The organism is Glycomyces sp. NPDC050141, assembly GCF_055586545.1.
On sequence record NZ_JBVJHZ010000014.1, the window covers coordinates 27,696 to 46,251 of the forward strand.

General features: G+C 70.3%; 17 protein-coding genes. 11 read left to right on the top strand and 6 right to left on the bottom strand.

Annotated elements, in window-relative coordinates; genetic code table 11:
• Positions 1–7 precede the first annotated feature (7 nt).
• The 5 genes from ACZ60M_RS10880 (at position 8) to ACZ60M_RS10900 (ending at position 6,401) form a co-directional block, all read left to right on the top strand.
• Positions 8–997 carry an ABC transporter permease gene (locus ACZ60M_RS10880; RefSeq protein ID WP_465416927.1) on the top strand — a complete coding sequence of 330 codons (990 nt, stop codon included), beginning with the start codon at positions 8–10 and terminating at the stop codon, positions 995–997.
• A 13-nt stretch (positions 998–1,010) separates the two neighbouring features.
• Positions 1,011–2,051, top strand: coding sequence for an ABC transporter permease (locus tag ACZ60M_RS10885; RefSeq protein ID WP_465416929.1), 1,041 nt, complete (start codon positions 1,011–1,013; stop codon positions 2,049–2,051).
• Entirely contained in the window at positions 2,048–2,929 is an 882-nt protein-coding gene (locus ACZ60M_RS10890) for an ABC transporter ATP-binding protein (protein WP_465416931.1), read from the top strand. Before ACZ60M_RS10885 ends, ACZ60M_RS10890 begins: the two co-directional genes overlap by 4 nt.
• A complete protein-coding gene (locus ACZ60M_RS10895; protein ID WP_465416933.1) occupies positions 2,926–3,834 on the top strand; it encodes an ABC transporter ATP-binding protein in 909 nt (302 codons plus the stop codon). Before ACZ60M_RS10890 ends, ACZ60M_RS10895 begins: the two co-directional genes overlap by 4 nt.
• 65 nt (positions 3,835–3,899) lie before the next feature.
• Positions 3,900–6,401 carry a glycoside hydrolase family 2 protein gene (locus tag ACZ60M_RS10900; RefSeq protein ID WP_465416935.1) on the top strand — a complete coding sequence of 834 codons (2,502 nt, stop codon included), beginning with the start codon at positions 3,900–3,902 and terminating at the stop codon, positions 6,399–6,401.
• A 125-nt stretch (positions 6,402–6,526) separates the two neighbouring features.
• On the opposite strand, the gene ACZ60M_RS10905 is transcribed toward ACZ60M_RS10900, so the two are convergent.
• Entirely contained in the window at positions 6,527–7,774 is a 1,248-nt protein-coding gene (locus ACZ60M_RS10905) for a trans-sulfuration enzyme family protein (protein ID WP_465416937.1), read from the bottom strand.
• Between the two features lie 98 nt (positions 7,775–7,872).
• Between ACZ60M_RS10905 and ACZ60M_RS10910 the strand changes: the two genes are divergently transcribed.
• Positions 7,873–8,364 (top strand): Lrp/AsnC family transcriptional regulator, encoded by a 492-nt coding sequence (locus tag ACZ60M_RS10910; protein WP_465416939.1) that lies wholly within the window; start codon positions 7,873–7,875, stop codon positions 8,362–8,364.
• A 5-nt stretch (positions 8,365–8,369) separates the two neighbouring features.
• On the opposite strand, the gene ACZ60M_RS10915 is transcribed toward ACZ60M_RS10910, so the two are convergent.
• Positions 8,370–9,581, bottom strand: a complete 1,212-nt coding sequence (locus ACZ60M_RS10915; protein ID WP_465416941.1) for an ROK family transcriptional regulator — start codon at positions 9,579–9,581, stop codon at positions 8,370–8,372.
• A 120-nt stretch (positions 9,582–9,701) separates the two neighbouring features.
• Here ACZ60M_RS10915 and ACZ60M_RS10920 point away from each other — a divergent pair, with 120 nt between their 5' ends.
• A complete protein-coding gene (locus tag ACZ60M_RS10920; RefSeq protein ID WP_465416943.1) occupies positions 9,702–10,016 on the top strand; it encodes a mycothiol transferase in 315 nt (104 codons plus the stop codon).
• Here the strand turns inward: ACZ60M_RS10920 and ACZ60M_RS10925 are convergent.
• Together ACZ60M_RS10925 and ACZ60M_RS10930 are read right to left on the bottom strand one after the other, a co-directional pair.
• A complete protein-coding gene (locus ACZ60M_RS10925) occupies positions 10,013–10,684 on the bottom strand; it encodes a class I SAM-dependent methyltransferase (protein ID WP_465416945.1) in 672 nt (223 codons plus the stop codon). The genes ACZ60M_RS10920 and ACZ60M_RS10925 overlap by 4 nt on opposite strands.
• A 90-nt stretch (positions 10,685–10,774) precedes the next feature.
• Positions 10,775–12,235 (bottom strand): MFS transporter, encoded by a 1,461-nt coding sequence (locus ACZ60M_RS10930; RefSeq protein WP_465416947.1) that lies wholly within the window; start codon positions 12,233–12,235, stop codon positions 10,775–10,777.
• Between the two features lie 80 nt (positions 12,236–12,315).
• On the opposite strand from ACZ60M_RS10930, the gene ACZ60M_RS10935 reads away from it, so the two are divergent.
• Positions 12,316–12,996, top strand: a complete 681-nt coding sequence (locus ACZ60M_RS10935; protein WP_465416949.1) for a TetR/AcrR family transcriptional regulator — start codon at positions 12,316–12,318, stop codon at positions 12,994–12,996.
• A gap of 52 nt (positions 12,997–13,048) precedes the next feature.
• On the opposite strand, the gene ACZ60M_RS10940 is transcribed toward ACZ60M_RS10935, so the two are convergent.
• Together ACZ60M_RS10940 and ACZ60M_RS10945 are read right to left on the bottom strand one after the other, a co-directional pair.
• Positions 13,049–13,864, bottom strand: a complete 816-nt coding sequence (locus ACZ60M_RS10940; protein ID WP_465416951.1) for a serine protease — start codon at positions 13,862–13,864, stop codon at positions 13,049–13,051.
• Between the two features lie 104 nt (positions 13,865–13,968).
• Positions 13,969–14,589 (bottom strand): histidine phosphatase family protein, encoded by a 621-nt coding sequence (locus tag ACZ60M_RS10945; protein WP_465416953.1) that lies wholly within the window; start codon positions 14,587–14,589, stop codon positions 13,969–13,971.
• 96 nt (positions 14,590–14,685) lie between these two features.
• Here ACZ60M_RS10945 and ACZ60M_RS10950 point away from each other — a divergent pair, with 96 nt between their 5' ends.
• From ACZ60M_RS10950 to ACZ60M_RS10960, 3 genes are all read left to right on the top strand, one after another.
• Entirely contained in the window at positions 14,686–15,702 is a 1,017-nt protein-coding gene (locus tag ACZ60M_RS10950; protein ID WP_465416955.1) for a LacI family DNA-binding transcriptional regulator, read from the top strand.
• Positions 15,703–15,830: 128 nt separating this feature from the next.
• The gene (locus ACZ60M_RS10955; protein ID WP_465416957.1) at positions 15,831–16,703 is read left to right on the top strand and encodes an ROK family protein; all 873 of its coding nucleotides are present in this window, start codon (positions 15,831–15,833) and stop codon (positions 16,701–16,703) included.
• Positions 16,704–16,713: 10 nt separating this feature from the next.
• Positions 16,714–18,525, top strand: a complete 1,812-nt coding sequence (locus ACZ60M_RS10960; protein ID WP_465416959.1) for a class I mannose-6-phosphate isomerase — start codon at positions 16,714–16,716, stop codon at positions 18,523–18,525.
• The last annotated feature ends 31 nt before the right edge of the window (positions 18,526–18,556 follow it).

Here is an 18,556-nt window from a genome sequence, read left to right on the forward strand (position 1 = left end):
GAACCGCATGAGCTACTTCCTGCGCAAAATCGGCTTCTACGCCGTCGCCCTGTGGGCCGCGCTGACGCTGAACTTCGCGATCCCCCGCATGCTCCCGGGCAACCCGGTCGACATCCTGCTGGCCAAGCTCCAGCAGCGCGGCGGCCAGATCACTCCCGAGACCAGGAAGGCGTATGCGCTCCTCCTCGGGGGCGACGACACCCAGCCGCTGTGGCGGCAGTACCTCGACTACCTCGGCAACCTCGTCCAAGGCGACCTCGGCGTCTCGGTCAGCTACTACCCGGCGCCCGTAAGCGAGGTGATCGGCCAGTCCCTGCCCTGGACCGTGGTCCTCGTCGGGCTGGCCACGGTCATCGCCGCCGTGCTCGGCGTCGCGCTCGGCGCGTTCGTCGGCTGGAAGCCGGGCACCTGGCTCGACTCCCTCATCCCCGCAACGACACTGCTCGCCGCCGTCCCCTACTTCTGGCTGGCGCTGCTGCTCACCTACCTCCTCGCCCGCGTCCTCGGCTGGTTCCCGCTGCAAGGCGGGTACGACGTGGTCCTCACCCCCGGCTGGAACTGGGAGTTCATCGCCTCCGCGATCGAGTACGGGTTCCTGCCCGCGCTCACCATCGTGCTGGCCTCCATCGGCGGCTGGCTCCTCGGCATGCGCAACATGATGGTCTCCACCTTGAGCGAGGACTACATCCTCACCGCCGAGGCGAAGGGCCTCTCGCCCGGCAAGATCCTGCGCTCCTACGCGTCCCGCAACGCCGTCCTGCCCTCCGTGGCCGGGTTCGCGATCTCGCTCGGCTTCGTCGTCTCCGGCTCGGTCATCACCGAGCAGGTGTTCTCCTACCCCGGTATCGGCGGGCGGCTCCTCGGCGCGGTGTCCAACAACGACTACGCGCTCATGCAGGGGCTCTTCCTCTTCATCACCCTCGCCGTGCTCGGCGCCAACCTCGTGGTCGACCTGCTGTACGGCCTGATCGACCCGCGCACCCGCGCCCGGTCCTGACGGGAGACGCACCATGACGAACCTGAAACCCACCAGCGAGCCCTCGGTCGCCGACAGCGCCGAACTGCTCGCCGAGACCTCCGCAGAGGCCGGACGCAAGCCGCGCGCGGGCTGGCGGATGCTCCTGCCCACCATGACCCCCTGGCTCGCGATCGGCCTCGGCCTCATCGGCGCCATCACCCTGTTCGGCCTCATCGGGCCGTTCCTCGTCGGCGACCCGCGGACCATCCGCGACATGGGCCTCACCCCGCCCTCGGCCGACTTCTGGCTCGGCACCACCCAGACCGGCCAGGACGTCCTCGCCCAGCTCGCCCACGCCACCCGCGGGTCGCTCCAGATCGGCGTCATCGTCGGCCTCCTCGCCACCGCGCTCTCGGCGTTCTTCGGCATCTACGGCGCCTACCGCGGCCGCGCCGTCGACGAGGCGTTCTCCCTGTTCACCAACGTGTTCCTGGTGATCCCCGGCCTCCCGCTGGTCATCGTGATCTCCGGGTTCGTCCCGGCCGAGAGCCGCGGACTGTGGACCATCGCCATCGTCCTGGCCGTCACCAGCTGGGCCGGCTCCGCCCGCGTCCTGCGCGCCCAGACCCTCTCGGTGCGCAACCGCGACTACGTGGCCGCCTCCCAGGTCTCGGGCGAGCGGCCCTGGCGGGTCATCGTCGTCGAGATCCTCCCGAACCTGCTCCCGGTGATCGCCTCCCAGTTCGTGTTCGCCGTCATCGCGGCGATCCTCGGCGAAGCCGGGCTGTCCTTCATCGGCCTCGGCGCCTCCAACTCCTCGACGCTCGGCACCATGCTCTTCTACGCCCAGAACGGGTTCGCGCTCTCACTCGGCGCCTGGTGGTGGTTCGTGCCGCCGGGCCTGATCATCGCCCTGTTCGGCACCGGGCTCTCCCTCGTCAACTTCTCCATCGACGAGATCATCAACCCCAAGCTCAAGAACCTCCGCCTGCACCGCAAACGCGCCCGCCGCGCCGCCCGCCTCGAACGCGAACTCGCCCAGGCGACCCGCCGGGCCGTGCCCGCCCAGCAGACCAAGGAGTCCGCGCGATGACCACCGCCCCACAGCGCCAAGCGGTGCTCACCGTCGAAGACCTCACCGTCGTCTACGAGGCCGAGAAGCCCGTCACCGCCGTCAAGAACGCCGACCTCGTACTCCACAAAGGAGAAATCCTCGGCCTCGCGGGCGAATCCGGCTGCGGCAAGACCACCCTCGCCTACGCCGTCAACCGCCTCCACCGACCGCCCGCCCGCATCGCCAGCGGCCGCATCACCTTCCACGGCGACGACGGCGACACCGACATCCTCGCCCTCGACGACACCGAGTTGCGCGCCTTCCGCTGGGAACGCCTCTCCATGGTCTTCCAAGGCGCCATGAACGCCCTCAACCCCGTCCTCACCGTCCGCGCCCAACTCAAAGACACCCTCCTCGCCCACCGGCCCCGCATGTCCCGCAAAGAGATCCGCCAGCGCTCCGAAGACGTCCTCACCCGCGTCGGCGTCGACCCCGCCCGCCTCGGCTCCTACCCGCACGAACTCTCCGGCGGCATGCGCCAGCGCGTCATGATCGCCATGGCCATGCTCCTGGAACCCCAGATCATGATCATGGACGAACCCACCACCGCCCTCGACGTCGTCGTCCAGCGCGACATCCTCCGCGAGATCGTGCGCCTGCGAGACGAACTCGACTTCGCCGTCGTCTTCATCACCCACGACCTCCCGCTCCTCCTGGAGATCAGCGACCGCATCGCCGTGATGCTCGAAGGCGAGATCGTCGAACTCGAAGCGGCCGACCGCCTCTACCGCGAAGCCCGCCACCCCTACACGCGCAAACTCCTCGGCTCCTTCCCGAGCCTCTCGGGAGAACGCGGCGCGTTCATCAGAACCGGCATCGACGAAACCACTGAAGCAGCGGCGAAGGAGCAGGCATGACCAGCGTCAAAGTCACCGACCTCGTCAAGGACTACACCCTCCGATCAGGACTCAAACGCACCCGCCTGCGCGCCGTCGACCACGTGAGCCTCGACCTCGCCCCCGGCGCCACGGTTGCTCTCGTCGGCGAGTCCGGCTCCGGCAAGTCCACCATCGCCAAGATCCTCACCCGCATGGAACGCCCCACCTCAGGCACCGTCGACGTCCGCCTCGACGACGGCACCCCTGTCGCCAACGGCCACTACAGGCGCGAAGTCCAGATGGTCTTCCAAGACCCCTTCGCCTCCCTCAACCCCTTCCACTCCATCGAGCACCACATCGCCCGGCCCCTGAAGATCCACGGCCGCACCAGGACCCAGGACGAGACGCACGAACGCGTCCTCGACATGCTCGAACGCGTCAACCTCACCCCCGCCGACGCCATCGCACCCCGCCGACCCCACGAGCTCTCCGGCGGCCAGCGCCAACGCGTCGCCATCGCCCGGGCCCTCGCCCCCGGCGCGCAGGTGCTCATCGCCGACGAACCGGTGTCCATGCTGGACGTCTCGATCCGCCTCGGCGTCCTCAACCTCCTGGGCCGCCTGCAAAGAGAAGACCAGCTCGCGGTCCTCTACATCACCCACGACCTCGCGACCGCCCGACACTTCTCCGACGAGATCGTGGTCCTCTACCGCGGCCGCGTCGTCGAACGCGGCCCCTCCGACGCGGTCATCCTCGACCCGCACCACGACTACACGAAACTGCTCGCCCTCGCCGCCCCCGACCCCGAACGGCCCGGCCGCGTGACCTCCGAGTCACCCACCGACCGCGACGCGATCGACAACAGCACCTGCTACGACCACTTCGCGGGCGAGTGGCGCGAAGCCGGCGTCCCGGCCGCGGAAGCGGGCACCGCCGTGACCTGAACCCCCCACGCGCGCTTACGAACCCATCCCTCACGCCTGACCCATCGATACACTGAGGAGTCCCCGTGACCCACCCGCCCCGCTTCCGTGCCCTCCATGAGGGATGGACGCTCACCGCCGCTTCACTCGCCTCCGGCGCTCCCGAGGCGCTGGCCGCGCCGCTCGCTGACGGCATCCCGGCCGTCGTTCCCGGCGAGGCCCACCTGGACCTGCGCCGGGCCGGACTGATCGACGAGCCGTTCGACGGCGACAACGAGGCCGCGCAGCAGTGGATCGGCGACACCGCCTGGCGGTTCGCCACCGAGTTCGACTGGAGCGACGACGGCTCGGCCCGCCACGACCTGGTCGCGCACGGACTGGACACCGTGGCCGTGGTGGCGCTCAACGGCATCGAGGTCGGCAGGACCGAGAACCAGCACCGCGGCTACCGCTGGGACGTGCGCTCAATGCTTCGCGAGGGCGCGAACACGCTCACCGTCACGTTCGCGGCCCCGGTGCCCGAGGCGGCGGCGCGCGCCGAGCGCGACGGCGCGCTGCCGCACACGAACCACCACGACTACAACCAGCTGCGGAAGATGGCCTGCTCCTACGGGTGGGACTGGGGCATCGACGTGGCGGGCGCGGGGATCTGGAAGCCGATCGGGCTCGAATCGTGGTCGGGCGTGCGCGTTGCGGCGGTGCGACCGCTCGTGGACGTCGTCGGCGCCGACGGCATGCTCACGGCCTATGTGGACATAGAACGCGAGACTGATGGGCCGGTGGATGTCCTCGTGAAGGTCACCGGCCCCGACGGCGAGACCTTCACTCAGGCCGCGACCATCGAACCCGGGAAAGCTTCAGCCGGAATCGATCTGACCGTTCCCGAAGCGCAGCTCTGGTGGCCCGTCGGCTACGGCGATCAGCCGCTGTACGGCGTCGAAGTGACCGCGGGCGATGCCGTTTGGACCGGTCGCGTGGGCTTCCGCACCGTCGAGCTTGACACCGATCCTGACGAGGCGGGCGCGCCGTTCCTGTTGAAGGTCAACGGGGAACGCGTCCTCGTGCGCGGCGCGAACTGGATTCCGGACCACGCCTTCCTCACCGAGGTCGACCGCGACCGGTACGCGGCCCGCGTCGCGGACGCCCTCGAAGCGAACATCAACCTGCTGCGCGTGTGGGGCGGCGGCATCTACGAGTCCGACGACCTCTACGACCTCGCCGACGAGCACGGCCTGCTCATGTGGCAGGACTTCCTCTTTGCTTGCGCCGCATACAGTGAGCGCGAGTCGATGCGCGACGAGATCGTGGCCGAGGCCCGCGAGAACGTGATCCGGCTCAGCCCGCACCCGTCGCTCGTCCTCTGGAACGGCAACAACGAGAACACCTGGGGCTCGGTCGACTGGGGCTGGGCGCACCGCCTCGACGGCCGCGCCTGGGGCGACGGCTACTACAGGGACCTGCTGCCGAGCATCGTCTCCGGGTACGACCCGACCCGGCCGTACACGCCCGCGAGCCCATACTCCTTCGGCGACTACCGCCACCCCAACGACGAGCGCTACGGCACCATGCACATCTGGGACGTCTGGAACCGTGTGGACTACCAGGTTTACGCGGATTACCTGCCGCGCTTCGTCTCCGAGTTCGGCTTCCAGGCCCCGCCCGCGTGGTCGACGCTGGTGTCGGTCGTGCACGACGAGCCGCTCGACCCGTTCGGGCACGAGATGCTGGTGCACCAGAAGGCGAACCTCGGGAACGCGAAGCTGGAGCGCGGCTGGCAGGGGCACCTGCCCGACCCGGAGTCCATCGAGGACTGGCACTGGACGACGCAGCTGAACCAGGCGCACGCGATCCGCTTCGGCGTCGAGCACTTCCGGTCGCTGACACCGCACAACACGGGCATGATCATGTGGCAGCTCAACGACAACTGGCCGGTGGTCTCGTGGGCGGCGGTGGACTTCGCGGGGCACCGCAAGCCGCTGTGGCACGCGCTGCGGGACGCGTACGCGCCGCGCTTGGCGACGCTGCAGAAGCGGCCTTCGCAGGCGAGCCGCGAGAACGCATGGGAGGGTGTGAAACCCGATTTCGACGAGCTGAACCTGGTGCTCGTGAACGACACAGGCGAGGCCTATGCGGGTTCGTTCACGGTGACGCGGGAGTCCTTCGATGGGACTGTACTCGCGAAGGGCGTGGTCGAGGCCGTGGTCGGCGCGCGGGATGGCGTGGCGGTCGCGGTCCCAGCCGAGGTGGCGGGGTTCGGTGAGGCGGGCGCCGAGTTCATTCGGGCGGAGGGCGACGGCTTCGCGGCCGCGTTCTACTACGGTGCCGAGGTGATCGATCAGCGGCTCGATGCGAGCCCGTTCGCTGTCGAGGCTGAGGCGGTTGAGGGCGGTTGTGTGCTGCATGTGACGGCGACATCGCTGGTGCGGGACCTGTTCTGCCACGCGGACAAGGTCGACCCGACCGCGCGAGCGGAGCAGGGGATGATCACGCTCCGGGCGGGGGAGTCAGCGCGGATTCGCATCCAAGCGGCCACCGGAGACCCGGCTGCCTACGCGGCGGCCCTGCGGTGCGCGAACGACCTCGGCTGATCGGTTCCGCAATGAGCCATCCACAAACCCCCACCCACCACTGGAGGGGAAAGAAGAGCCCGCCGCCACCATCCCGCCCGGGTACGACAAGACACGCCCGGGAACCGGGGTCGCGGGCAGAAATGTCATCCGAAAGAGTGGTGCCGCGTCGAGTCCTGGGTGTCCGTTGCCGTTGACATTGGCGGCGTGAGGGCCTGATCGAGATCCGCGATCAGGTCCTCCGGGGCTTCGAGGCCGATCGATAGCCGCACGAGGCTCTCCGCCGGTTTCGCCTCCGCGGTGACCGGCCGGTGCGTCAGCGCTGCAGGATGTTGGATCAGCGAGTCCACGCCGCCCAGCGACACCGCGTGCGTGAACAGCCGCACCGCGGACGTCACGTGCGCGGCCTGCTCGAAGCCGCCCCGCAGGTCGACCGCGATCATCGCGCCCGTGCCCCGCATCTGCGGCCCGAGCAGGCCCTTCGGGTCGCCGTCGGACCCCGGGTAGTGCACCCGGGCGACGCCCGGGTGGCGTTCGAGCCACGCGGCTACCTGCTGCGCGCCAGCCTGCTGCGCCCGGACCCGGATCGGCAGCGTCGTCAGTCCTCTGTGGAGCAGATAGGCGCCGAGCGGGTGCAGCAGCCCGCCAGTCACGGCCCGCACCCGCCGCAGCGCCGCCGCCGTCTCCTCACTGCAGGCGATGACACCGGCGACCACGTCGCCGTGCCCGCCGAGGTACTTCGTCGCGCTGTGCAGGACCATCGCGGCCCCGAAATCGACCGGGTTCTGTAGCACCGGCGTGGCGAACGTGTTGTCCACGAGTACCGGAACGCCTTGGGCCGCTTCGACGACCGCGCGGATATCGACCAGTTCGAGCGTCGGGTTCGCCGGGGTCTCCAGCACCACCATCGCCGTATCGGACCGGATCGCGCCCGCGACCTCCTCGGCCGCACAGAACTGGGTCTCCGTGCCCAGCAGCCCCGAAGACAGGAGGTGGTCGGTGCCGCCGTACAGCGGCCGGACCGCCACGATGTGCCGACCGGTCCCGGCCGCGAGGATCGCGGCGGTCATCGCCGCCATGCCCGAGGAGAACGCCACCGCCGCCTCCGCGTGCTCCAACCGCGCCAGCGCCGACTCGAACCGAGCCACCGTCGGGTTCCACAGCCGCGCGTACACCGACCCGCCCTCGGCGGTCGGCTTCCCGCCGTTCGCCATGGCCTCGTAGGAGAGTCCGCCCTCCTCGATGCCCGGCAGCGGGTTGGTCGAGGACAGGTCGATGGGGAGCGCGTGCACGCCGAGCTCCGCGAGGTCCTCGCGGCCGGCGTGGACCGCGACAGTGTCGAAATGTGCACTGTTGAGATGCGCGCTGTCGAATTGCAGCCGAGACGGGATCATGCCCAGAATGTAAGCTGATCCGCAACAACCCGCAATAGATGCTGTGGAAACCAGCATCGTTCGCGGATATGCATGAAGATTCCCTGGAAGGAGCAGGCGTGGCGGACGACCGCTCGAAGAAAACGCAACCGGTGTCGCTCGACGGCACCGACCTCGCCATCCTCGCCGCGCTCGTCGAGGACGGCCGGATGACGAACGCCGCGCTCGCCGCCCGAGCGGGCGTCGCCGAGTCCACCTGCGCCTACCGCCTGCGCGCGCTGCGCGACTCCGGCGTCCTCACCGGCATCGCCGCGCACCTCAACCCCGAGGCCTTCGGCCGTCCGCTCCACGCGATCATCAAGGTGCGCTTGGGAAGCCACAGCCGCGAACACGTGCACCGCCTCTACGACCGCCTGGTCGAACTGCCCGGGGTGATGACCGTCTTCCATGTCGGCGGCGACGACGACTTCCTGCTCCACGTGGCCGTCGCCGGTCCCGAGGCCCTGCGCGACCTCATCCTCGAACACGTCACCGCGCACGCCGTGGTCCGCCAGACGGAGACCCAGCTCGTGTTCGAGGTCCGCGACGGGCGCGGCGTGCTGCCCGGCTGAATCGCCTACAGCGCCGGGATCTCCCGGGTGGTGACCAGGCCGATGTCCCGCATGAACCGCTCGAACGCGATCGCGGCGATGCCGTCCATCCCGCACGTGTCGGAAGCGACGATCGCGAGGTCCGCGGCGGCGTCCCCGGGGGAGTCGTCGAGCACGCGCCGCCGCACGATCGCCAGGACGTGCTCGTGCCAGGCAAGGGCCGAGTCCCAGCCCATGACGACGACGACCTCGGGGTTGAGCAGCGCGACCAGGTCGGTGAGCGCGGCCCCGAGATACTCGGCGCTGCGCTCGATCGCGGCGACGGCATCCGAGTCGCCCGCTTCGAACGCCTTGCCGAGCGCGCCGATGAAATCGAAGTCGGCGGGCACGCGGGCGAGCGCGTGCCCGGGCGCGCGCTCCGCGAGGGTCTGCTGCACGCCGGGGACGCCGACGTACGCCTCGACGCACCCCAGGCGGCCGCACTGGCACTGCCGTCCTTCGAAAGCGAGGAGGCTGTGGCCCCATTCGCCCGCCGCGTCCGTCGCACCGCGCACGACCGCGCCGTCCTGGATGATGCCCGCGCCCACACCGATGCCGAGGCTGACGGCGACCACGTTCCCCGAGCGGCGCCCGGCCCCGAGCCACAACTCCGCGGTCGCGATGGCCTTGAGCGGGTTGTCGACCACGACCGGCAGCCCGAGCCGGTCGCGCAGGCGGTCGAGGTGAAGCCAGATCGCACTCGGCACGGTCTCGGCTTTCACCGGGCGCTGCATGCCGCCGGGCAGCAGGATGCCGATGCCGAGGACGTCGTCGCGGGTCGCCTGCGCTTTGGCGAGCGCGGTGTCGAGGGCGTCGCAGATCCATTCGATCACCTCATCGGCGTCCTCGACGGGCTCGTCAGCGGTCACCTCGACCGTGGCGAGCTGCCCCAGCGCCGCATCGAACACGGTCGTCTCGAGGTACCTGTCTTCCAGGTAGAACCCGACGACGCGGCCCCGGTCCGCGTTGAGCCGCAACCCGGTCGTCGGCCGCCCGACGGTCTTGGCCAGCAGTCCCGTCTCGGCGACGATCCCGAACTTGAGGAGGTCGCCGACCACGGTGGAAACCGTCCCGAGGCTCAGGCCCGTGGCCTCGGCGAGCTCGTTGCGCGTGGACTCGCCCGCCGCGAGCAGCGCGCGCATGACCACGAGCCGCGATTCGCTGCGGATATCGCGTGACGTAAGCCGGGCGACTGGCATGGCGCCTCCTGAATGTTCGGCCTAGAACACTAACAAAGGAATCGATCCCCGCCTGGCGCCGCGAAAACGATGAATCCGCGCCTCGCGCCTCGTCGAAACCTTGAGCAGATAGGAGCCAACGTGCGTACCGAACCCGAACGCGCGGCCTTCGCCCGCCGCCTGGAGAACGGCGGCGCCTGGACCGCCCCGCCCGGACGCACCGCGACCGAGGTCTTCGACCTCTACCGCCGCGAAGCCGCGCTCGGCGACGCGGCCGTCGCCGAGCGGCCCCTCGACGGCGGCCCCGCCTGGTGGCCCGACCGTTTCGGCCCCTGGCATCTCCGCGACCTGCGCGAGGTCATGCTCCATGTCATCACCGAGACCGCCTGCCACGCAGGGCAACTCGACATCGTCCGCGAACTGCGCGACGGCCGCCAGTGGCTCGTCCTCGACTAGCGGCGGGCCTTCAACGCGAGGACGTGCGGGACCGGCTCGTCGCGCGGTTCGCTGACGTGTTCGAGGCGCAGTCCGGCGTCGAGGACGCCATTCAGCAGTTCATGGAGCGGCAAGTGGCGCATGCCGACCCGCTCGCGGATGCCGCCCGGCTTCCACCACGGCGCCGACTCGTGCCGCCCGGACGCCCGGTAGGTCGGGTGGACGATCCGCGCGCCGTCCTCGCGGTTCTCGACGTGCGGGCCGTTGAAGCACGGGTGGACGCCGTAGAACACGAACAGTCCGCCCGGTCGCAGGACCCGCGCGGCCTCCTTGACGACCCTCGCCCACTCGTCGACGTCCGTGGACGCGAACAGCGAGACCACCGTGGGGAACACGGCATCGGCGAACGGCAGCGCCGCCGCGTCCCCTTGGGCCACATGCCGGTCGCGTGCGGCGGCGAGCCGCAGCTGGTCGCCCGACCTGTCCAGGCCCACGACCGAGCGGCCGGTCGAGCAGATGGCCTCGAAGTAGTGCCCGGTCCCGCAGCCCAGATCGAGGCACCAGCCCTCACCCGGGCCGAGCAGCGCGATGAGCGCCTCCCGGTTCGCCGCGGCGGCGGCCGCGTTGTACTCCTGGTACCAGGCCGCCATCCCGTCGTACCGGGCACGCGAGTCCTCAATGTCGTGCATGGCCCTCCTTGCGGCGCTTCGGCAACAGGTCAGGGCCAATGCTAGGGCGAAGGCATGCGGCGAACCGGCCCGGCCGGTTCGCCGCAGCTCCTACGCGGTGGCGCCGACCGATTCCAGGGCCGGGGCTTCGGGTTCGGCGGCGCTCCTGCGGCGCGGCAGGAAGGCCGCGATGAGCATGGCGCCGATCGCCGCTCCCGCCGAGATGCCCATGATGAGCTGGAAGCTGCCCTCCGAGGGCACGGCGACGCCGTGGAAGTCGGTGGTCATGTTCGCCAGGATCACGCCGGAGACGGCGCTGGCGAACGAGGTGCCGATCGAGCGCATCAGCGTGTTGAGGCTGTTGGCCGAGGCGGTCTCGGACGGCGGCGTCGCGTCCATGATCAGGGTCGGCATGGCGCCGTAGGCGAGGCCGATGCCGACGCCGATGAGGGCCGAGACGACCACGAGCTGCCAGATCTCGGCCATGAAGAACATGCCGAGGGCGTAGGCGGCGGCCACGACGACCGCGCCGACCATGAGGGTCGTCTTGGGGCCCTTGGTCTTCGTGATCTTCGCCGATACCGGCGCGAACAGCATCATCGCGACGCCCGACGGCGCCATGACCAGGCCGACGGCGACCATGGACTGGCCCATGCCGTATCCGGTCTCGGCGGGCAGCTGGAGCAGCTGCGGCAGGATCAGCGAGATCGCGAGCGTGGCGAAGCCGAACACGATCCCGGCGAGGTCGGTGAGCAGCACTTGGCGGCGGGCGGTGGTCCGCAGGTCCACCAGCGGTTCGCTCGTCTTGAGCTCGAACCGGCCCCAGGCCAGCAGGATCACGACGGCGGCGGCGAACATGCCGATCGTCAGCGGGTCGGTCCAGCCCCAGCTCGCGCCCTTGGAGACGGCGAGCAGCAGTGCCACGAGTCCGGCCGAGAGGCCGAGGGCGCCGACGAGGTCGAAGCGCCCGCCGCTGCGGACCTTCGATTCGGGGACGACCGCCGACACGAGGGCGATGCAGGCGATGCCGATGCCGGCGGCGGCCCAGAACAGGACGTGCCAGTCGACGTTGTCGGCGAGGAACGCGGCGGCCGGGAGGCCGAGCGCGCCGCCGACGCCGAGTGACGCGCTCATGAGCGCCATCGCGCCGGGCAGGCGTTCCTTGGGCAGTTCGTCGCGCATGATGCTGATGCCCAGCGGGATGACGCCCGCGGCGAGGCCCTGCATGGCGCGGCCGACGATCATGGGCGTGAGGGTGTCGCTCAACGCCACGACCACCGAGCCCGCCGTCAGGAGGCCGAGGCTCACCAGGAGCAGCTTGCGCTTGCCGTACATGTCGCCGAGGCGGCCCATGACGGGCGTGGCGACGGCGGCCGCGAGCAGCGTCGCGGTCACCGCCCACGAGGTGTCGGCGGCCGAGGCCCCGAGCAGGCCCGGCAGCTCGGGCAGCAGCGGGATGATCAGCGTCTGCATGAGTGCGACGGTGATGCCCGCGAACGCCAGGACGGCTACGACCGCGTTGGTTTTGGGTGGTTTCCCGCCTGCGACGGGCGTTTCTTGGACAGTGTTCATCGGTTTCCTTGCGTAGAACTGTCGATGAAGCAATCATAAGTCAAGTGACTGACTTATGAAAGGGTAGGCTTGCATAGTGGTTGAACAGACAGACGAGGGAGGACGCCGCGATGCCCGCCGGCACCAGACGCGCTGAACAGCTCCAGGCGACGAGGGAGGCCCTCCTCGACGCCGCCGAACGGCTCTTCGCCGAGCAGGGGCTCGAAGTCTCGGCCCGCAAGGTCGGCGAGGCGGCCGGGCAGGGCAACAACACCGCCGTCGCGTATCACTTCGGTTCGAAAGAAGGCCTCGTCCGGGCCGTCATCGAGCGGCACTCCGCCGAGATCGAGCGCCGCAGGCAGGCCATGGTCGAGCGCGTCGGCGAGTCCGACGACTTCCGCGACTGGATCGCCTGCCTCGTCCGGCCCATGACCGACCACCTTGCCGCGCTGGGCAACCCGACCTGGTACGCGCGCTTCCGCGAGCAGGCCGCGACCGACCCGGCGTTCCGGGAGATCCTCACGCAGGACTCGCGCGAATGGGCCCCGCTGCAGCGCACGGTCCGCGAGATCGACCGGTGCCTCCCGCCGCTGCCCGCCGAGGTGCGCGCCGAGCGCAGCGCCATGATGCGCCTGCTCCTGGTCCACATGCCCGCCGAGCGCGAACGCCAACTCGCCGAAGGGGAACCGACCGCCAGCGCGGACTGGGAAGGCATGGCCACGCGGCTCATCGACGCGATCGTGGGGATCTGCAGCGCCCCGGTGTCGCCCGAAACCGCTTGAGCGGCAACGAGGCCGGGAGGGTCGCCCCTCCCGGCCTCGTTTCCCTATGCGGTTAGGACCAGTCCTCCAGGACGTCGTCGATCGCGCCGTTGAAGTCGGCGACCTCGGCGTACACGCCCGGGTTGCCGGCCTCGGCGCAGCCGTAGCCCCAGCTGACGATGCCGACGAGGATCAGCTCGCCGTCCTCCTCGGCCATGATCGGGCCGCCGGAGTCGCCCTGGCAGGAGTCGACGCCGCCGTTCTCGAGGTCGCCCGCGCAGAGCATGGTCTGCGCGTCGATCTCGTCGGGGTAGGCGTCCTCGCAGTCGTCGTCGCTGACGAACGGGACTTCGACCCATCGGGCGACCGTCGGGTAGCCGCTGCCGGTCTCGCCCCAGCCCGCGGTCTCGAGGAGGTCGAACTCCTCGGGGTCGGTGCCCAGGGCGATCGGCTCGGCGTCGATCGACTCGTCGAGGAGCAGCAGCGCCCAGTCGTTGGCCCGGTCGATCGGCTCGTTGTAGTCGTGCGCGATGTGGAGGTCCGACACGGCCGTCTCGACGAGGTCGGGGGACTCGAGGTCCACCGAGCCCGAGTAGACCACGATCTCGTCGGGGCCCGAGACGGCCGCGGCGCAGTGCGCGGCCGTGATGACGACGTTCTCGGTGATGACGGAGCCGCCGCAGAACGGGGTGCCGTCGTCGGCGTAGGCGAGGCTGACGAGCCAGGGGTACTGGCCCTCTTCGGCGGGCTGGCCGCCGATGATCATGGCCTCGAAGTCGTCCGCCGCCGGTTCCTCCGCGTTCGCGGCGATGCCGGTCCAGGCGAGTGCCGCGGCGCTGAGGCCCGCGGCGACGCCCGCGCCGAGGCGGACGAGATGCTTTCTGTCCACTGTGAATCCTTTCGGGGTGAAGGTGCGGCTTGGCCGGATCGGCCAGCCGGTGCCCGAAAATATCCGCGATGTCCCGGGACCCCTCCCGGATAGTCTGTGCCGCTTCAGAGGTGCCTGTCGTCGCCGAGCCGCACCACGAGGCGGCCGCGGTAGGTGTCGTCTTCGTGGAGGGTGGTGATGCTGCCCGACTTCGCTCTGAAGAGCGCGTAGCCGAGCGCCTCGACCGGCATCTTGATCCAGGCGGCGACGACGAACGTGAACGCGAAGCCGTGGGTGACGATGACCTGGTGCTCGCAGGGGCGCTGCGTGATCGCGTCGATGAATGCGTAGACGCGGTGCGCGACTTCGGTTCTTGATTCTGAGCCGGGGATCGGGCGGTGCGCCATGCGGTCGCCTTCGGCCGGGGGAGGGGTGAAGAGCTCGTCCCAGCGCGATTGCGGGTGGCCTTCGGCCTCGCCCCAGGAGCTCTCCCGCAGGCGGGCGTCGAGGACCGGGTCGAGTCCGAGCTGCCTGCCGATGGCGTCGGCGGTCTGGCTGGTGCGCTTGAGGTCCGAGGAGTAGAGCTCCACTTGCGAGCCAGCCGGGACGGTGCTCTGCAACGCCTTGGCGATGCGCTCGGCCGCTTCGGCTCCGGCGGGGGTGAGGTCCGAGTCGAACCTGCCGCCGACGAGGCCGTCGACGTGGTGGGTCGCTTCCGGGTGGGTGACGACGTAGAGCGTGCGCACGGTGTTCGGCCTTTCGGTAGGGGGAGGGCCCGACTCTAGACCGGCGGGCGGGCGGGGGTTCGCATAGGATTGGCGCCGACGCAGAGGAGGGCGGGCATGTCGACATCGCGGGGCGCGCGCCAGCCGACGATCAAAGAGGTCGCCTCGCGCGCGGGGGTCAGCCCGATGACGGTGTCCCGCACACTCGCGGGCGGCGTCAACGTGCGGCCCGACCTGCAGGAGCGGGTGATGGCGGCCGTGCGCGAGCTCGGTTACTACCGCAACGAGAACGCGCGGAGCCTGCGGCCCGGCCAGCCCAGCGGCTTGGTGGGCGTCGCGATCACCAACCTCGCCAACCCCTATTACGGGAACTTCGCGCTCGGGGTCGAGGAAGTCGCCGCCGCGCACGGGCGGCGGATCATCCTCGGCAACACGGGTGAGGACGCCGGGCGCGAACGGCAGCTCGTGAGCGACTTCATCGGCCGCCAGGTCGACGGGCTCATCCTGGTCCCGACCAGCGGCGACGCCGAGCATCTGCAACCGGAGCGGCTGGGGCACGTGCCGCTCGTGCTCGCCTCGCGCCGCGTCCCCGGGCTCGAGGTCGACACGGTGCTGCTCGACGACGTGGGCGGCGCCTACCGCGGCACGGTCTCGCTGCTCGACGCCGGGCACACCCGGATCGGGTTCCTCGGCAACCGCAGTTCCGTGTTCACCGGCGAGCGCCGGTACCGGGGCTACGAACAGGCGATGACCGAGCGCGGCGTGCCGGTCGACCCGTCGATCGTCGCCCGGGACCAGCAGGACGTGGACGCGGCGAGCCGGGCCGCGCGGGCGATGCTCGACCGCCCCGAGCCGCCGACGGCGATCTTCAGTGCCAACAACCGCAACACGATCGGCGCGCTGCGCGAGATCGGGCGGCGCATCCGCGACGGCGTCCCCGGGCCGCACCCGGCGATCGTGAGCTTCGACGACTTCGAGCTCTCCGAGCTCATGCCGGTGCCGGTGACGATCATCGACCACGACGCGCGCCTGCTCGGCCGCGAGGCCGCGACGCTCCTGTTCGCGCGTCTCGAAGGCACCGCCGAGGACGCGGCGACCACGGTTGAACTGCCCGTCACCGTGGCCAATCCTTAGGGATTTATCGATGCTGAACTGCGTGTTTGCCAAACTGCGCCCGTTGTTGGTAACGTTACCAATCGCAAGGACGTGAGTAGCCTCCGCGAAGCTTGCGAGCGGTAAACGAGTTGGGAAGGAGGCGGGCGATGGAGCTCTGCATCGACTTCGGCGGGTCCGAGATCAAACTCGGCATCCTCGACCGGGGCGAACCCGTGCGCACCGCGACCGTCCCTACTGGACTGGGCGACCTCGAACGGGCCCGGGACGCGGCGGCCGCGCTGACTGCCGAGTCGCCCGCGCAAGCGGTCGGCATCGCCGTCCCCGGCGTCGTCGACCGCGCGGCCGGGCGCCTCGTCAAGGCCCACGACAAGCACCCGCGCCTCGACGGGCTCGACCTCGTCGCCTGGGCCCGCGAGTCCTTCGGGCTCCCGGCGGTGATCGAGAACGACGCACGCGCCGCGCTCGTCGGCGAGACCGCCACCGGTTCCGCCGCCGGAGCGCGCGATGCGGTCCTCATGACCCTCGGCACCGGCATCGGCACCGCCGCGCTCATCGACGGGACCCTCCTCAGAGGAGCCCACGACCACGCGGGCATCCTCGGCGGCCACCTCACCGTCGACCTGTTCGGAGGCATGTGCAACTGCGGGAACGTCGGCTGCGCCGAGTCCATCGCCGGGGCCTGGGCCCTGCGGCGCGACCTCAAGATCCGCGGCGACGCCGTCACCGACGTGAAGGCGCTGTTCGAAGCCGACGACGAGGCCGCACTCACCTTGCGCGACAGGGCGATCTGCGCCTGGGGCGCCACCGTCGTGTCGCTGTGCCACGCCTACGACCCCGACGTCGTGGTCCTCTCCGGCGGCATCATGCGCGCCGGAGCCCTGATCGCCGCGCCGATCGAGGCGTACGTGCGCGAACACCTGTGGACCAGCTCCCACCGGCCCGCCTTCGTCATCCCCGACCGACCCGACCTCTCGGTGCTGCGCGGCCTCGCCGTCCTCGCAGCATCGCGACGACCCTGAAGGAGCACCAGTGTCCACCGTCCCCACTGGACAGTATGACAAGCAGCCGACCGTGCCGCTCCCGGCCGACGCCCGCGTGCTCACCGGCGCGAGCGCCTGGGTCCGGGCCGCAGAGGCGGCCGCCGCGAAAGCGGGCGAGCGCGCCCCGCGGCTCGTCGTCGACGCCTACCCCGGCGCCGACCTCCCCTTGATCGCCAAACTGATCGCGGACGCGCTGCCGGACTGGAAGGTCGTCGACACCGAGGAGGCCGCCGCGCTCCCGACCGAGGTGATCGACGCGCGCTTCGCTGACAACCTCACCGAGGACCGCGTCTTCGGCGTCCTCTCCCATGCCACTGTGGATGCCTTCTACGACGCCGAGCGCCTCGCGAAACTCGCCGTCGAAGTCGACGGCTCAGACCGTCCCGCCGTGCTCCTCGGCTGGGGCGCCGACCTCGTCGCCAGGCGCCTGACCTCCCCGTACGCGCTCGTCCTCGCCGACATGGCCCGCTGGGAACTCCAGCTCCGCCAGCGCGCCGGGGCCCCCAACTGGCGCGCCCAGAACCCCGGCGAGGACCGGCTGCGCAAGTACAAGCGCGGGTTCTTCGTCGAGTGGCGCGTCGCCGACCGCCACAAGCGCACCCTGTTCGACCGCCTCGACTTCCTGTTGGACGCCAACGCGATCGGCGCCGCCGGGCTCGACTCGCGCGCTCCAGGGATGATCGACGGCGACGCGTTCCGGGCGGGGCTCGCGGGCGCCGCGAAGGCCCCGCTGCGGGTCGTCCCGTTCTTCGATCCCGGCGTCTGGGGCGGCCAGTGGATGAAGCGGAAGCTCGACCTGGACCCGGCCCAGCCGAACTACGCGTGGTGCTTCGACTGCGTGCCCGAGGAGAACTCGCTCCTGCTGGAGGACGCGACGGGTGCGGTCGTCGAGATCCCCTCGCTCGACCTCGTGCTCTCCCAACCGAAGGCGCTCCTCGGCGAGCGCACCTTCGCGCGCTTCGGCGCCGAGTTCCCGATCCGCTTCGACTTCCTCGACACCATGGAGGGCGGCAACCTCTCCCTCCAGGTGCACCCGCTCACCGACTACATCCACCAGACCTTCGGGATGCAGTACACGCAGGACGAGTCGTACTACATGCTCGACGCGGGCGACGACGCCGTGGTCTACCTCGGCACGAAGGACGGCGTCGACCGCGACGCCATGCTCGCGGACCTGCGCGCCGCCGAGACCGGCGAGCGGCCCTTCCCCGCCGAGCAGTACGTGAACGCCTTCCCCGCCAAGAAGCACGACCACTTCCTCATCCCGGCCGGCACCATCCACTCCTCCGGCGCGAACTCGATGGTCCTGGAGATCTCCGCGACCCCGTTCATCTTCACCTTCAAGCTCTGGGACTGGGGCCGCCTCGGCCTCGACGGCGTCCCCCGGCCCGTCCACATCGACCACGGCGAGCACAACCTCGCTTGGGAACGCGGCACCGAGTGGACCGCCCGGAACCTCGTCAACCGCGTCGAGACCGTCGCTGACACCGGCGATGTGGTCGAGGAGCGCACCGGCCTCCACGAACTGGAGTACATCGAGGTCCGCCGCCACTGGTTCGCCGAGCAGGCCGCCCACGACACCGAAGGCACCGTGAACGTCCTCAACCTCGTCGAAGGCGACGAAGTCGAGATCGTCAGCCCCGCAGGCGCTTTCGATCCCTACACGATCCACTACGCCGAGACGTTCATCGTCCCGGCCGCCGTCGGCCCCTACGTCATCCGCCGCACGGCCCGCTCCCGCAGCGAACGCTTCGGCACCGTCAAAGCCTCGGTCCGGGGCACCCGCACCGGCGAGCACTGAACCCCATCCCCTTACAGAACAAAGGAGTTCG